The organism is Deinococcus radiotolerans (genome assembly GCF_014647435.1).
Taxonomy (GTDB): Bacteria; Deinococcota; Deinococci; order Deinococcales; family Deinococcaceae; genus Deinococcus; species Deinococcus radiotolerans.
Window position 1 is genome coordinate 1 of record NZ_BMPE01000003.1, and the last position, 14,581, is coordinate 14,581.

Genomic DNA, 14,581 nt, shown 5'->3' on the forward strand with positions numbered 1-14,581 from the left:
ACTTCACCCCGAAAGGCGTCGTCCGTTTCGTGAGTCTGGAGACCACCGGGGGGCGGTCCGCTCACTCAGCCCTGTCGAACTGTCCTTTGCTTCTCAAGCATCTTCCGTTGTCATGCTTCACAGAACCTTGGGGGTTCCGGTGCGCCTTCTTCGGAGCGGGCTCCGTTCAGCGACTTAAGAAGTGTACCAACTTTGCTTAAATCTGTCAACCTTCTACTCACGAGAGTTGAGCGGAAAACGCTCAGATATGACAGGTCCCCCACGACACGTCGTGGTCAGCCGGACACTTCCTGCCTCCTTTCCAACCAGACTCAGTCAGGCCAGATCACAGGCAGGCCTGATAACTTACCTCGGCCCTTCCAGGCTGTCAACTCTCTCAGCACACTGCTGGGAACCCCGAATGGTCTCAGTCCCTGCACAGGGAATAAACGCTCCTATCTCCGAACCTGGAGTGGCGGTGCGCCCCACAGCGTCAGGCGCAAGGAATCACGTGCGCGCACCAGCACCGCATCCAGGACGGGACCGCGGGACGCCACCCCGCGCACCCATACCGCCCCGCCCGCTGATACGCCCGACGCGAGAATTCCGGGCGAGGACGGAAGCTCGCCGGGCACGCCACCGACAAAGACCCCGGACGCCTGGTACTCGCCTGGGCCCCACACGCCCGGTGCTGACGTCAGGTCACCGGGCGTGAGCCGCTGACAGTCGAGGTAAACCCGGCGACCCGCGACGTTTACCTGCACCCGACTCTCGAAGGACCTGAACGCCAACCTCTCCCCCATCTGGACACGGCCCGCCGCGAGCGTCTCGGTCAGTCCGAACTGCGCGCCTTCCTCCAGCTCCGCCGTGAGCGTCTGCGTGAAGGCGCTGCCCGCGAAAGGAATGGTGCGTTCCGGGTGGTATTCCAGCCGACCATCCGCCGCCACCGCAAAGTGAATGTCCTGCGTGGCGCTCCGTCCATCCGGGGCCGGCTGAACCCGCGTTGCAGCCTGGGTGAGGATCAGCACGCGCGCGCCTTCCCCGACGACCGCGCGGATCTCAGCGTGATCGCCGCCCAGCACGCCCCCGGTGGGATTCATAATGAACACCATCAGCGTCCCGCAGGGCAGCTCGAACGGCCGGATCACCATCAGGGGTGCTTTCTGAATGTCCCGCAGCAGAACCGTCCGGCCCCTGCGTAGTCCGAAATTCAGGTGCAGCACACCGGTACGGGTGCGGGCCAGCAGTGTCAGACCGGTGCTCCCTGCCACCCGACACGGGGCGGGGCGACGTCACGAAACAGAAGGTCATGTTCAATCCAGGCGATGACGTCCATCAGCCCGTCCCCGCTTTTCAGGTTCGTGAACACGAAGGGCCGCACCTCGCCCCCCACCGTCCGGCCGGCCCGCGCGTCCGCGTCCATGACTGCCAGGTTCGCCCCCACCAGCGGCGCTAGGTCAGTCTTGTTGATCACCAGCAGGTCCGACGCGCGCACGCCCGGACCTCCCTTGCGCGGCACCTTCTCACCACCGGAGACGTCCAGCACGAACATCCAGGCGTCCACAAGTTCCGGCGAGAATGACGACGCCAGGTTATCCCCACCCGACTCGATGAACAGCAGCTCCAGGCGCGGGTACCCGGCGGTGAGCGCCTCGGCCGCCTCCTGATTCAGGGAGGTGTCCTCGCGGATCGCGGTGTGCGGGCAGCCGCCCGTCTGCACGCCCCGGATGCGGTCGGCGGGCAGCGCGGCTGCCGCCGTCAGGATCCGCTGGTCCTCGAAGGTGTAGATATCATTCGTGATGACGGCTAGTTCGTACCGGTCACGCAGCGCGCGGCACAGCGCTTCCAGCAGCGCCGTCTTGCCACTCCCGACGGGGCCGCCCACGCCGATCCGCAGGGGAGAGGTAGGAATCTGATGGGTCATGGCGTCTCCTTGGGGGTCACGTCTGGAAGAGTCGCGCGTCCAGGCCGGGCTGCTCACTGGCGGCGACGTCCAGGTGCGGGGTGAAGGTGAAGAGGTCGTCCGGCGTGGCGTGCAGGGCCGCGTGGACGCAGGCCTGCGCGGCCCCGTCGCAGTGGGCGGCGCAGCGCTGGGCGTCCAGCCCGCCGAGTTTCATCAGGCGCGTGGCGCTGGTGGCACGGCCCAGCAGCCAGCCGCTCACGAACGCCGTGACGGTATCCGCGCGGGGCGTGCCGAGCGCGTGCCCGAGCGCGCCGAACGTGGTGGCGTGGTGCCGGGTGGCGGGCAGGGCCACCAGGATGTCCGGCCAGAGGTGTGTGGCGGCGCGGCGCAGGTTCGCCCCGACCCGCGTGCTCGCCGCGCGCGGGCCCGGCACGAGCTTCAGGTCGTCCAGCAGATCGTCGAGTTCCGCTAGCGTGGCGGGGTCGGCGCCCCACGCCAGCGCGCAGGCGGGCGCGTCCTGCGCGCCCCACCCGTGCGTGAGTTGCCCCGCCAGGAACGCCGTCAGGTCGGCCGGTGTGCGCACCTCGCCGCGCGTCGTGAGGGTCTCCAGCCCGTCACTGAAGGCATACGCCCCGGTCGGGAACGCCGAATCCGCCAGCTGGAGCAGGCGCAGCAGGCTCATCCCTCGTGCTCCCAGGACGGGCGTCCGTGGAAGGGCCGTTCCTCTCGCGTGAAGGGCACGCCCAGACGCGTGAGCAGCAGTTCCAGCGGGGCGTCCCACAGTGCCAGGAACGCCCCTCCGTCCGGCACGAGGTCGCGGTGCAGGTTGCCCACCGCGTGCCCCAGGGCCGCCGCCTCGGCCAGCGTGCGCGGCGTGACGACCGCCACGTCCTCCGGGGCGGCGTCCACGACGTAAGTCACGTCGCCCCGCACCTCCAGCGGGGTGCCCGGCGACAGCACCGTCCCGGTCGGCAGGGCCAGCAGCAGTTCCACGCCGTCCGGGGCGCGCAGGCGGCGGCGCACCCGGCGGCGGTCGGCGGCCGTCATGGGCACCCGCACCAATTCGCCCGTCACCGTGCCTGCGGCCGTGACCATGCCCAGGACCGGGCGGCGCAACCCGGACACTTTCACACCCCTTGACCCCGGACGAACGCGTACCACGCGTCCAGGCCCGCGCCGCTGAGGCTGCTCAGTTCGATGACCGGCACGCCGGGCCGCGCCCGGTCGATGTTCTCCCGGCACAGGTCCCGGTCGAACCCCACCGCGTCCGCAAGGTCCATCTTCGTGATCACCACCACGTCCGCTGTGTTGAACATCGTCGGGTACTTCAGCGGCTTGTCCTCGCCCTCGGTGGTGCTGATCAGCACTGCGCGGGCCGCCTCGCCCAGATCGTACGAACTGGGGCACACCAGATTCCCCACGTTCTCCAGGAAGAGCACCTCCAGCCCCGCCAGATCGAAGCGCGGCAGCACCGCCTGCACCATCGCCGCGTCCAGGTGGCAGATGGTCCCCGTGACGATCTGCTCGGCCTGCGCGCCGTGCTGCCGCAGCCGCGCCGCGTCGTTCTCGGTCGCCAGGTCCCCCACCGCGACCGCCATGTTCACCTGCCCCGCGAGATCCCGCAGCGTGCGTTCCAGCAGCGCCGTCTTGCCCGCACCGGGACTGCTCGCCAGATTGATCGCCCGCACGCCCGCCGCCGCGAAGGCCGCGCGGTTCTCAGCCGCCGTGTGGTCGTTCGCCTTCAGGATGTGCTGCCGCACCGTCACGATGCGCGGTTTCGTCGCCGTCATAGGTCCTCCCGGTCAGGTTCAGCCAGTTCGATCTCGTCCAGTTCCAGCTCGTCGCCCGCCAGCAGCGTCGGCGTGGGCGCGCCACACGCCGGGCAGCGCAGGCCCCTTTTGACGTCCAGTGTCACGCGTCCGTGCACCGGGCACTCGCCCACGCCCGGCACCGTCACGACGCTCAGGCGCGCGCCCTCCAGGGGCGTCCCCGCCGCGCAGGCTGGAAAGGCGGCCGTCAGCGCCTCCGGCACCACGCTCGACCACGCGCCCACCCGTACCGTCAGTGCCGACGCCCGCGCCGCGCCGTGCTCACGCAGCACCTCCGACGCCACGTCAATCAGCGACAGGGCAATCGACGCCTCATGCACGGGCAGACTCTGGGCGCTGAGCGCTGGGTTGTGAGGGGACGGAGTGCATCAGAACAGGAAGTACCGCTGCGCGAGTGGCAGTTCGTCGAGGGGTTCGCAGGTGGCGACCTCGCCGTTCACGCGCACCTCGTAGGTTTCGGGGTTGACGTGGATGTCGGGCGTCTCGGCGTTCAGGATCATGTCCTTCTTGCCGATGTCGCGGGTGTGCTGCACGGCGCTGTAGCGGCGGCCCACGTCCGGCAGGTGGCCTCCCTCCAGGCTGACCTGGGAGACGAAGTGCAGGCAGGTGGCGTCCATTCCGCCCCCGTGTGCGGCGAACATGGGGCGCGGGTATACGGGTTGCGGCGTGGGGATGCTGGCGTTCGCGTCGCCCATCTGCGCGGCGACGACCAGACCGCCCTTGATCACCATGGCGGTCTTCGCGCCGAAGAAGGCAGGTTTCCACAGCACCAGATCGGCGAGTTTTCCGACCTCGACGCTGCCGACCTCGTGCGCGATGCCGTGCGCGACGGCAGGGTTGACGGTGTACTTGGCGACGTAGCGCCGGGCGCGCAGGTTGTCCGCGCGGGTGTCGGTGCCCAGCCCGGGGATGCTCAGCGGACCGCGCTGGAGTTTCATCTTGTGCGCGGCCTGCCACGTGCGGGTGATGACCTCGCCCACGCGGCCCATCGCCTGACTGTCGCTGCTCATCATGGAAAAGACGCCCAGGTCGTGCAGGACGTCCTCGGCGGCGATCGTCTCGGGGCGGATGCGGCTCTCGGCGAAACTCACGTCCTCGGGAATGCGCGGGCTGAGGTGGTGGCAGACCATCAGCATGTCGAGGTGCTCGTGGATGGTGTTCACCGTGAACGGCATGGTGGGGTTCGTGGAGCTGGGCAGGACGTTCGGCAGGCCTGCGACCCGGATGATGTCCGGCGCGTGCCCGCCCCCGGCGCCCTCGGTGTGGAAGGTGTGGATGGTGCGCCCGGCGAACGCCCGGATGGAGTCCTCGACGAACCCCGACTCGTTCAGCGTGTCGGTGTGAATGGCCACCTGAATGTCGAAGTCCTCGGCGACGCTCAGGGCGGCGTGGATGGCGGCGGGCGTGGTGCCCCAGTCCTCGTGCAGTTTCAGGCCCAGCGCCCCGGCGTGGATCTGCTCGGCCAGGGGCGCCTGCGTGCTGGCGTTGCCCTTGCCCAGCAGCCCGAAGTTCAGCGGCAGGCCCGCCAGGGCTTCCAGCATGCGGTGGATGTGCCACTCGCCGGGCGTGCAGGTCGTGGCGGAGGTGCCCGCCGTGGGGCCGGTGCCGCCGCCGATCATGGTCGTCACGCCGGATTCCAGCGCCGTCCAGCACTGCTGCGGCGCGATGAAGTGAATGTGCGTGTCCACGCCACCCGCCGTGAGGATGTGTCCCTCGCCCGCGATGATCTCGGTGCTCGCCCCGATGGTCAGGCCCGTTGTTACACCGTCCTGCGTGCCGGGATTCCCGGCCTTCCCGATGGCCGTGATCCGTCCGTTCTTGACGCCCACGTCGGCCTTCACGACGCCCCAGTGGTCGAGGATCAGGGCGTTCGTGATGACCAGGTCCGGCACGTTCGGATCGGAACGGGTGGCGGTGCTGCTCTGCCCCAGTCCGTCGCGGATGACCTTCCCGCCGCCGAACTTGACCTCCTCGCCGTACGTGGTGAAATCCCGCTCGACCTCGATCAGGAGGCCCGTGTCGCCCAGGCGCACGCGGTCCCCGACGGTGGGGCCGTACAGGTCGGCGTACTGCCGACGCGTGACCTTCATTCCGCCCCTCCGAAACCCTGCTCCCGCGCCCGTCTCAGAGCGGCGTCCTTCATTCCGGCGCTGTCGAGATCGCCGCTGACCAGCGCGTTCATGCCGTACACCTCGCGCGTGCCGCCCAGCGGGACGAGGTTCACGTCGCGTTCCTCGCCCGGCTCGAAACGCACGGCGGTCCCGGCGGGAATGTTCAGGCGCTGCCCGTAGGCCGCCGCGCGGTCGAAGTGCAGGCCCGCGTTCACCTCGAAGAAGTGAAAGTGACTGCCGACCTGGATGGGCCGGTCCGAACGGTTCGCCACGGTCAGGGCCGTCACGGGTCGCCCGGCGTTCAGGTCAATCTCTCCGTCCTCCAGGAGGTACTCGCCGGGCACGACGCGGCTGGCCGCGCCGCGGATCGGGTCGTGAATGGTGACCAGTTTCGTGCCGTCGGGGAAGGTGCCCTCCACCTGAATGTCGTGGATCAGTTCGGGCACGCCGTCCATCACGTCCTCTGGGGTCAGGAGGGTCGCGCCCCAGCTCATCAGGTCCTCCACGCGCCGACCGTCGCGGATGCCTTCCAGTACGGCGGCGGTGATCAGGGCGACCGCTTCCGGGTGGTTGAGTTTCAGGCCGCGCGCACGCCGACTCTGGGCGAGCTGGGCGGCGGCGTGAATCAGGAGTTTGTCGCGTTCACGTTCGGTGAGCTGCATGCGGGGCGGACCTCCTGAGCGTGTGTGGGATGCCCTCAGCGTAGCGCGGCAGGCGCCAACGAGGGGGTTCCGGCGGGCGCGGCTGTGTAGGCAGCGTGCCGTGAGGGGCGCGTGCTACCTTCGGCGTACCTGAGTCCGGGGAAGTCCGGTGCGATTCCGGCGCTGTTGCGCAGCGGTGTGCGTGGTCCACGCGAGCCCGAATGCCGTTCAGGGACGCCCCCTTCGCGGGGCACCTCTCGCCTTCAGAGGGCCAGCAGACCGAACGCCCGCCATCCGGCGCGCCGCCGCTCCGGCCCCGCCAGAGCGCAGCGGCATTTTTTCTGCTGTGTGCTCGCGCTGCGCGCTGGCGTCTCGTCTCCCCGCACACGCCGGAGCTCACCATGCGATTTGCCCTTCTGCTGACCTTGAGCGTCAGCACTGCCGCGTCCGCCACCTCGTACCCCCTGACCGTCCGCGATGACCTGGGCCGCACCGTCACGCTGAACCGCGAGCCGCGCCGCATCATCGCCATGCTGCCCAGCCACACCGAGACGCTCGCCGCGCTGGGCGCGTCGGATCAGCTGATCGCCGTGGACACCTACAGCAACTACCCCAAGGCCGTCGTGGAGCGCCTGCCCCGCGTGGGCAGCGCGTACCAGCCGAACCTGGAAGCGATCCTGGCCCTCAAGCCGGACCTCGTGCTGGCCGACGAGTCCAGTGGGTCGCGCCTGACGGAGAAACTCGCGCAGGCGGGCCTGACCGTGTACGGCGGCACCGGGCAGTCCTTCAACGAGGTGTTCGAGAAGATCGCGGTGCTGGGGAAACTCACGAACCATGAGGCGAACGCCACGCGCCTGATCGCGTCCATGCGCGCCGACCTGAACGCCCTGCAACGCAGCGTGGCGGGCCTGCCGAAAGTCAGCACGTACTACGAGATCGACCCCAGCCCGTACTCGGTCGGGCCGAACTCGTTCATCGGGACGCTGATCACCAAGGCGGGCGGGCAGACGATCGTGCCGCCCGCGCTGGGTGACTTCCCGAAACTGGACCCGGAACTGATCGTGCAGCGCAACCCGCAGGTCATGGTGGGCCTCACGCTCGCGCAGGCGCGCGTCCGGCCGGGCTGGTCGGGCCTGCGGGCCGTGACGACCGGGCGGGTGTTCAGCCCCACCCCGGAGGAACGCGACGCGCTGAGCCGCCCCGGGCCGCGCCTGGCGCAGGCGCTGCGCGCCCTGATCCGCTTCCTGCACCCCGAGGCGCTGTGAGCGACACCGTGACCGCAGAGCGGCGCGCGCAGGCCATGCAGGCCTTGACCGAGCAGCGCGACGCGTACCGCAAGCGCGAGGGGATCAGCAAGGGCCGCCGGGGCCTGCTGATCGTGAACACCGGGCACGGCAAGGGCAAGACGACCGCCGCGCTGGGCCTGATGCTGCGCGCGCACGGCCGGGGCCTGCGCGTGCGGATGTTCCAGTTCCTGAAGCACGACACCGCCAAATTCGGCGAGCACCGCACGCTGGAGGCCCTGGGCATTCCCTGCCAGGGCCTGGGGGACGGCTGGACGTGGCGCAGCAAGGACTTGGAGAACTCCGCGGCGCTGGCCGAGCACGGCTGGACGCTGGCCCGGGCCGCGATCCTGGGCGGTGAGGACGACCTGATCGTCCTTGATGAGTTCACGTACCCCCTCAAGTTCGGCTGGGTGCCCTGGGCGGACGTGGAAGCCACGCTGCGCGCCCGCGATCCGCGCCTGCACGTGGTCATCACCGGCCGGGACGCCCTGCCGGAACTGGTGGCCCTGGCCGACACCGTCAGTGAGATTCAACCGGTCAAGCACGCGTATGAGGCAGGCATCGGCGGGCAGAGCGGCATCGAGTACTGATCAGCAGACCCTCCCCAGGCCTGCGGTAGGCCTGGGGAGGGTCTGTCCAGGTCTCAGCCGACGCGGCCGAGACGCTGCGCGAGGATGCCCGGGCCGTGTTCGGCGGCCACGCGCACCAGGATGCCCATCTTGTGCGGGTTCGCTTCCAGATCAATCCGCAGGCCCAGGTCCGCGGCCGCCTCGCTGCACGCCGGCCCGATGCTGACCACCACGAGTCGGTTCAGGCCCGCGCGGGCTTCTTCCAGCAGGCCCAGTTTCTCGGCGTACTTCAGGAAGTGCAGGATCTGCGTGCCGCTGGAGAGCAGCAGGATGTCCGGGCCGCCCAGCACCACGTCCCGCACTGCCCGGGCCAGTGGGGCGGGGTCCTGCGGGAACGCGCAGCGGTATACGGGCACGCTGGTCACGCGGATCCCGGCGTAACCCAGTTCGCGCAGCATGGCGCCGGGGATGGCCTCGCCGTACTCGAGGATCACGGCGTGCTGCCCGCGGGTGAGCGTGGCGAGGAGGTGCTCGGTGACCTCGTGCCAGGTGCTGGGCTTGGCGACCTGGGTGCTGCTCAGGCCGAAGGTCTTGAGGGCCTGGGCGGGTTTGCTGCCGCGGGACACGAACGGCACGGCCTGGAGGGCGTCGAGGTGGCTGGGGTCGCGGGCGGTGAGTTCCTTGAGGAACATGCGGGTGCCCACGCCCGTGAGGCAGGCGACGGTGTGGATGTCCCCGGCGAGGAGGTCACGTTCGAACTGGGCGAGGGGGCCGGTCAGGTCGAGTTTCATCTCGCGCATGCTGGGGGCCACCTGAGGGGCGCCGCCGTACTTGCGGATCAGGGTTTCCATTTCCTCGCTGCGGCGGGATTCCAGACTCAGGACGTTCAGGCCAGCGAACCAGTCCATACGTCACCTCCTTCGGTGCGCGCGGCGTACACGGGGACGCTCACGCTGGGATCGTCGAGGCTCAGGCCGCTGTCGAGGTCGAAGGCGTGCTTGAGCAGGGGCGAGGCGACCTTCACGCGGGTCTGGCCGCCAGCGGTGTAACTGCCGGTCAGGCCGCGCGACAGGACGTTCGCGCCGGTGAAGGGGTCACGGTTCCCGATGGCGTACACGCGCTCACCGACGCGGAACACGGCGACCTGCTGGCCCGAGATGAGGGCGCACACGCCGGTGCCGGGCAGGATGTCGTCCAGCGCGCACACGCGCGTCATGGGGAGCGGAACTGGGGTGGGTGTGGCGGTGAGGGTCATGGCACTTCTCCTTGCGGCGGGCCCTGCGGTCAGGGTGAGGGTCGGGCTTCAGCGGGGTGTCAGCCGGGCGGGGGTGAGTCGGGTGGGGTTCAGTCGCCGCCGAGCATCGGCAGGGGGTAGAAGTGAGGGTGGTCGGCGGGGCGGATCTGGCCGCGCTCGTCCACCCACTGCACGCCGTCGTCACGGGCGTCCGTGTTGATGAAGGTGCGGAAACGGGCGCGGATGGCGGGGTCCGCGACAGCGGCGGCCCACTCGTCCTGGTACGTGCCGATGTGCCGCTGCATCTCGGCGTCCAGTTCGGCGCACAGGCCCAGGCGGTCGTCGATGATCACGGCCCTCAGGTACTCCAGGCCGCCCTCCAGGTTTTCAAGCCAGGCGCTGGTGCGCTGAAGGCGGTCGGCGGTGCGGACGTAGAACATCAGGTAGCGGTCCAGCAGCGTGATGACCTCGTCCTCGGTCAGGTCACTGGCGAGGAGCAGCGCGTGCTTGGGCGTCACGCCGCCGTTCCCGCCGACGTACACGTTCCAGCCCTTCTCGGTGGCGATGATCCCGAAGTCCTTGCTGCGGGCCTCGGCGCACTCGCGGGTGCAGCCGGACACGCCGCTCTTGAGCTTGTGGGGGCTGCGCAGGCCCCGGTAGCGCAGTTCCAGGCGGATGGCGAGGCTGGTGGAGTCCTGCACGCCGTAGCGGCACCAGGTGCTGCCGACGCAGCTTTTCACGGTGCGCAGGCTCTTGCCGTACGCGTGGCCGCTCTCGAAGCCGGCGGCGATCAGGGCCTCCCAGATGGCGGGCAGGTCATCCCGCTGCGCGCCGAGCAGGTCGATGCGCTGCCCGCCGGTGATCTTGCAGTACAGCCCGAACTGCTGCGCGACCGCGCCGATGGCGATCAGGCCCTCGGCCGTGACCTCACCGCCGGGGATGCGGGGCACGACCGAGTACGTGCCGTTCTTCTGGATGTTGGCCAGGAACGCGTCGTTGGTGTCCTGCACGGGGGCGTGCTGCGGCGCGACGACCAGTTCGTTGTGCAGCGTGGCGAGGATGCTGCCCACGGCGGGTTTGCAGATCTCGCAGCCCAGCCCCGAGCCGTGCGCGTCCAGCACCTCGTCCCAGGTGGTGTGGCCCCGGACGCGGATCAAGTCGAACAGTTCCTGCCGGGAGTACGGGTAGTGCTCGCACAGGTGGTTCGTGACGGTCTCGCCCAGGCGGCGCAGTTCGCTGTGCAGCAGGCCGTGCAGGCTGGGTACGCAGCCGCCGCAGCCGGTGCCCGCGCCGGTGCACTTCTTCAGGCTGGCGACGTCCCGCGCGCCCTCGGCTATGGCGGCGCACAGGGCGCTCTCGCGGACGTTCTCACACGAGCAGAGCAGCGCGTCGCTGCTGGTGGAGACGGCCCCGCCAGGCAGGGGGGGCACGATCAGCGTCTCCGGCGGGACGCTCAGGGGCGTGCCGGACAGCGTGAGGTCCAGAAGGTCGCTGTAGCGCGCCGTGTCACCCACGAGCAGGCCACCCAGCACGCGCCCGTCCCCGGAGAGGACGACCTTGCTGTACGTGCCGCGCACGTTGTCACTCAGGGACACGCTGCGCGCGCCGGGCGTGACGCCCTTCGCGTCGCCGAACGACCCGACCTCCACGCCCAGCAGTTTCAGCTTGGTGCTCAGGTCCGCGCCGCGGAACTGCGCGGGCGCGGCGTCCAGCAGGCCCAGGTCCCGCAAGACGTTCACGGCCGCCACCTTCGCCATCTGGTAGCCGGGGGCGACCAGGCCGTACACGCGCCCGTCGTGCAGGGCGCACTCGCCGACCGCGTACACGTGCGGGTCGCTGGTGCGGCAGGTGTCGTCGATCAGGACGCCGCCACGTTCCCCGACCGTCAGGCCGGCGGCGCGGGCCAGGTCGTCCCGGGGGCGGATGCCGGCGCTGAACACGACCAGTCCGGCGTCCAGGCCCGCGCCGCCCCCGAAGTCCAAGCCGGTCACGCGGCCCGCGTCGTCCGTGCGGACCTGCTGCGTGGTGGTGTTCACGTGCACGCCGATGCCCATCGCCTCGATGGTGCGGCGCAGCGCCGCGCCGCCCTCGGCGTCCAGCTGGGCGGGCATCAGGTGCGGGGCGAACTCCACGACGTGCGTTTCGAGGCCCAGCTTGCGCAGCGCGCCGGCAGCCTCCAGGCCCAGCAGGCCGCCACCGATGACCACGCCGACCTGGGTGTCCTGCGCGGCCTCGCGGATGGCGTCCAGGTCATCCAGGGTGCGGTACACGAAGCAGCCGCGGGCGTCGCGGCCCGGCACGGGCGGCACGAAGGGGAACGAGCCGGTGGCGAACACCAGCGCGTCGTACGCGAGGGTCCACCCGGCGATCTGCACGGTCTTCGCGGTCAGGTTCACGGCGTCGGCGCGGCCCGTCACGACGGTCACGCCTGCCTCGCGGTACCCGGCGTCGGTGGCCAGGGACAGGTTGGGGCGGGGGTCGTCGAAGTGGCTAGAGAGGTGCACGCGGTCGTACGCGAGGCGGCGCTCCTCGCTGATCACGGTGAGGCGCAGGACGTCCGGGCCGGCGTGCTGACGCAGCTGCTCGGTCAGGCGGTGGCCGACCATGCCGTTGCCGACGATCACGAGGTGGGGGATTGGGGTGGACACGGTGAAGCCTCCATCAGGTCTGGGAAGGGGCCGTGGCATTCGGGGCCCGGCTGCTGGGGCACAGTTAACGAGCCTTCATGCAATTTGTCAAGGAAAATTGGTCACGAGCTAAGTTTTTTGACCAATTCGCCTGTACAACTCCCTATATTTTCCCTCTTGTCGCAAAATTTTTGAACGCTTTGCAGATTTGGCCTTGACTTCCCGCTTCCGGTCCGCCACCGTGACCGCATGAGTCAGGCGACCCTGCACGCCCCCACCGTCCGGACCACGTGTCCCTACTGCGCCGTGCAGTGCAATTTCGACCTGCACCTTGACCGCGGCCTGCCGGTGAAGGTCACGCCCACGAAGGACTGCCCGGTCGCGCACGGCACCGTCTGTAAGAAGGGTCTGGCCGCCCTGAACGACCTGCGCCACCCCGAACGCCTGACCACGCCCCTGCTGCGGAAGAACGGTGAACTCACCCCAGTGGACTGGCCGGAAGCGCTCGCGTACGTCCGGCAGGCCCTGGGCAGCCTCGCGCCTGAGCGCATTGGCGTGTTTGGCAGCGGCAGCCTGACGAACGAGAAGACGTACCTGCTGGGCAAGTTCGCCCGCGTGGCCCTGCGCACCCCGCACATCGATTACAACGGCCGGTACTGCATGGCCAGCGCGTCGACCGCGCTGAACCGCACCGTCGGGTACGACCGTGGCCTGGGCTTCCCGCTGGACGACCTGGTCCGCAGCGACCTCCTGATCCTCGTCGGCGCGAACGTCGCCGAGACCCTGCCGCCGCTGATGCAGTACCTCAAGGGCGTCAAGGACCGCGGCGGCACGGTGTATGCGATTGATCCGCGCGCCACGACCACCAGCAAGGTCGCCGGGCGGCACCTCGCGCCGCGCCCCGGCACGGACGGCATCCTGGCGCTGGGCCTGCTGCACCTGATGAAACAGTGGGGCCGGATCCGCCCCACCGCGCCGGCCCACGGCATGGCCCAGGTGCTCGCCCAGGCGGACGACTACCCGCCCGCGCGCGTCGCGCACGACTGCGGGCTGACCGAAGCGGACGTGTTCACGCTGGGCCGCGCGTACGCCGAGGCGCGCACCCCCCTGATCCTCACCGGGCGCGGCCCGGAACAGCACGTGCAGGGTACCGACACCGTGCAGGCCTGGCTGAACCTGGCGTTCCTGACCGGGCATTTCGGCAAGGTCGGCGGCGGGTACGCGCCCCTGACCGGGCAGGGCAACGGTCAGGGCGGCCGCGAGCACGGGCAGAAGAATGACCAGCTGCCCGGCGCGCGCAGCCTGCGCGACCCCCACCACCGCGCCGAGATAGCCGCCCTGTGGAACGTGCCGGAATCCACCCTGCCGCAGCCGGGGTACAGCGCGCAGGAACTCCTGAACGCCTGCGGCCAGCCGGGCGAGGGCGGCCTGGACGCCCTGATCGTGCTGGGCAGCAACCCGGCCGTGAGTGCCGCCGGGGCCGGGCAGGTCACGGAGCACCTGAAGGCCCTGAAGCACCTGATCGTGATTGACTTCCTACCCAGCGAGACTGCGCAGCTGGCCACGCTGGTGCTGCCGGGCAGCATGTGGTGCGAGGAGGACGGCACCACCACCAACCTGGAGGGCCGCGTGCAGCGCCGCCGCCGCGCCGTCACGCCGCCCGGCGCGGCCCGCGAGGACTGGCGCATCCTGTGCGACCTGGCAGGTGCCCTGGGCCGGCCCGATGGGTTCACCTACCCCGACTTCCGCGCCCTTCAGAACGAGTTCTTCCGCGCCACGCGCGGCGGCAGGGCGGACTACAGCGGCCTGAGCGCCGGGCGCCTCGATCAGGCCAGCGCGCAGTGGCCCGTGAGAAGCGCCAGCGGCCCCGACACCCCGTACGCCTACGCGCCGCCCTTCCCCACCCCGGACGGGCTGGCGACCCTGCACGTTCCGCAGCTGCGCGCGCCCGTCCACGGCCCCCGCGCGCTGCACCTCACCACGGGACGCCTGGGTAATCAGTACCAGAGCGGCACCCAGACCCGCCGCAATCCCGCGCTGAAAGCCGAGCTGACCGTGCAGCTGCACCCCGACACCGCCCACGAGCACGGCCTGCATGCTGGGGACCTCGTGACGCTGCGCACCGCGCACGGGCAGGCCACCGCGCCCGTCACCCTCACACCGGGCCTGCGGCGCGACACCGTGTTCATTCCCTTCCACTGGCCGGGCAGCGCGAACCTCCTCACCGACCCGCACACACTTGACCCGCACTCGCGCATGCCGGGCTTCAAGGTCACGCCCGTCACGCTGCACCCCGCCCGGCTGACCCTGCCGGCGTCCACCTCGCCGCTGCTCAGCCCGGTGTCCTGACCCTCACCAGGAGCGTTCACATGCCCCCACCCACCCCCTGACCCACCCGGAGT

Annotated in this window: 14 protein-coding genes; 3 read left to right on the forward strand and 11 right to left on the reverse strand. The window is 70.1% G+C overall.

The window, feature by feature from the left end; translation table 11 throughout:
• Nucleotides 1–434: 434 nt before the first annotated feature.
• Genes IEY63_RS08115 through IEY63_RS08150 form a run of 8 tightly spaced genes read right to left on the reverse strand, consistent with a single transcriptional unit; the run spans nt 435 to nt 6,484 of the window.
• Nucleotides 435–1,202 (reverse strand): urease accessory protein UreD, encoded by a 768-nt coding sequence (locus tag IEY63_RS08115; RefSeq protein ID WP_229784576.1) that lies wholly within the window; start codon nt 1,200–1,202, stop codon nt 435–437.
• A 26-nt stretch (nt 1,203–1,228) separates the two neighbouring features.
• Entirely contained in the window at nt 1,229–1,903 is a 675-nt protein-coding gene (ureG, locus tag IEY63_RS08120) for an urease accessory protein UreG (RefSeq protein ID WP_189068512.1), read from the reverse strand.
• Between the two features lie 16 nt (nt 1,904–1,919).
• Nucleotides 1,920–2,564 carry an urease accessory protein UreF gene (locus tag IEY63_RS08125; protein ID WP_189068513.1) on the reverse strand — a complete coding sequence of 215 codons (645 nt, stop codon included), beginning with the start codon at nt 2,562–2,564 and terminating at the stop codon, nt 1,920–1,922.
• Nucleotides 2,561–2,956 carry an urease accessory protein UreE gene (gene ureE / locus IEY63_RS08130; protein WP_229784577.1) on the reverse strand — a complete coding sequence of 132 codons (396 nt, stop codon included), beginning with the start codon at nt 2,954–2,956 and terminating at the stop codon, nt 2,561–2,563. The genes IEY63_RS08125 and ureE overlap by 4 nt, the downstream gene beginning before the upstream one ends.
• Nucleotides 2,957–3,009: 53 nt before the next feature.
• Nucleotides 3,010–3,672 (reverse strand): hydrogenase nickel incorporation protein HypB, encoded by a 663-nt coding sequence (gene hypB, locus IEY63_RS08135; RefSeq protein ID WP_189068514.1) that lies wholly within the window; start codon nt 3,670–3,672, stop codon nt 3,010–3,012.
• The gene (locus IEY63_RS08140; protein WP_189068515.1) at nt 3,669–4,031 is read right to left on the reverse strand and encodes a hydrogenase maturation nickel metallochaperone HypA/HybF; all 363 of its coding nucleotides are present in this window, start codon (nt 4,029–4,031) and stop codon (nt 3,669–3,671) included. Before IEY63_RS08140 ends, hypB begins: the two co-directional genes overlap by 4 nt.
• A 48-nt stretch (nt 4,032–4,079) precedes the next feature.
• Complete coding sequence (gene ureC, locus IEY63_RS08145; RefSeq protein ID WP_189068516.1) at nt 4,080–5,801, reverse strand: urease subunit alpha; 1,722 nt, start codon at nt 5,799–5,801, stop codon at nt 4,080–4,082.
• A complete protein-coding gene (locus tag IEY63_RS08150; RefSeq protein ID WP_189068517.1) occupies nt 5,798–6,484 on the reverse strand; it encodes an urease subunit beta in 687 nt (228 codons plus the stop codon). Before IEY63_RS08150 ends, ureC begins: the two co-directional genes overlap by 4 nt.
• Before the next feature lie 380 nt (nt 6,485–6,864).
• On the opposite strand from IEY63_RS08150, the gene IEY63_RS08155 reads away from it, so the two are divergent.
• Nucleotides 6,865–7,728: an ABC transporter substrate-binding protein gene (locus IEY63_RS08155; RefSeq protein ID WP_189068518.1), complete on the forward strand. Its 864-nt coding sequence runs from the start codon at nt 6,865–6,867 to the stop codon at nt 7,726–7,728.
• The gene (gene cobO / locus IEY63_RS08160; protein ID WP_189068519.1) at nt 7,725–8,339 is read left to right on the forward strand and encodes a cob(I)yrinic acid a,c-diamide adenosyltransferase; all 615 of its coding nucleotides are present in this window, start codon (nt 7,725–7,727) and stop codon (nt 8,337–8,339) included. The genes IEY63_RS08155 and cobO overlap by 4 nt, the downstream gene beginning before the upstream one ends.
• 53 nt (nt 8,340–8,392) lie before the next feature.
• Here the strand turns inward: cobO and IEY63_RS08165 are convergent, their stop codons facing one another.
• From IEY63_RS08165 to nirB, 3 genes are all read right to left on the reverse strand, one after another.
• Nucleotides 8,393–9,226, reverse strand: a complete 834-nt coding sequence (locus IEY63_RS08165) for a uroporphyrinogen-III synthase (protein ID WP_189068520.1) — start codon at nt 9,224–9,226, stop codon at nt 8,393–8,395.
• A complete protein-coding gene (nirD, locus tag IEY63_RS08170) occupies nt 9,205–9,573 on the reverse strand; it encodes a nitrite reductase small subunit NirD (RefSeq protein WP_189068521.1) in 369 nt (122 codons plus the stop codon). Before nirD ends, IEY63_RS08165 begins: the two co-directional genes overlap by 22 nt.
• Nucleotides 9,574–9,662: 89 nt before the next feature.
• Entirely contained in the window at nt 9,663–12,200 is a 2,538-nt protein-coding gene (nirB, locus tag IEY63_RS08175; protein ID WP_229784578.1) for a nitrite reductase large subunit NirB, read from the reverse strand.
• A gap of 228 nt (nt 12,201–12,428) precedes the next feature.
• Between nirB and IEY63_RS08180 the strand changes: the two genes are divergently transcribed.
• Nucleotides 12,429–14,528: a molybdopterin oxidoreductase family protein gene (locus tag IEY63_RS08180; protein ID WP_189068523.1), complete on the forward strand. Its 2,100-nt coding sequence runs from the start codon at nt 12,429–12,431 to the stop codon at nt 14,526–14,528.
• Nucleotides 14,529–14,581: the final 53 nt, after the last annotated feature.

Excerpts from the sequence above, each read along its gene's own strand:
- ureC (WP_189068516.1), bottom strand. The coding sequence starts at position 5,801 with ATGAAGGTCACGCGTCGGCAGTACGCCGACCTGTACGGCCCCACCGTC.
- IEY63_RS08150 (WP_189068517.1), bottom strand. The coding sequence starts at position 6,484 with ATGCAGCTCACCGAACGTGAACGCGACAAACTCCTGATTCACGCCGCC.
- IEY63_RS08155 (WP_189068518.1), top strand. The coding sequence starts at position 6,865 with ATGCGATTTGCCCTTCTGCTGACCTTGAGCGTCAGCACTGCCGCGTCC.
- hypB (WP_189068514.1), bottom strand. The coding sequence starts at position 3,672 with ATGACGGCGACGAAACCGCGCATCGTGACGGTGCGGCAGCACATCCTG.
- IEY63_RS08125 (WP_189068513.1), bottom strand. The coding sequence starts at position 2,564 with ATGAGCCTGCTGCGCCTGCTCCAGCTGGCGGATTCGGCGTTCCCGACC.
- ureG (WP_189068512.1), bottom strand. The coding sequence starts at position 1,903 with ATGACCCATCAGATTCCTACCTCTCCCCTGCGGATCGGCGTGGGCGGC.
- IEY63_RS08165 (WP_189068520.1), bottom strand. The coding sequence starts at position 9,226 with ATGGACTGGTTCGCTGGCCTGAACGTCCTGAGTCTGGAATCCCGCCGC.
- nirD (WP_189068521.1), bottom strand. The coding sequence starts at position 9,573 with ATGACCCTCACCGCCACACCCACCCCAGTTCCGCTCCCCATGACGCGC.
- IEY63_RS08180 (WP_189068523.1), top strand. The coding sequence starts at position 12,429 with ATGAGTCAGGCGACCCTGCACGCCCCCACCGTCCGGACCACGTGTCCC.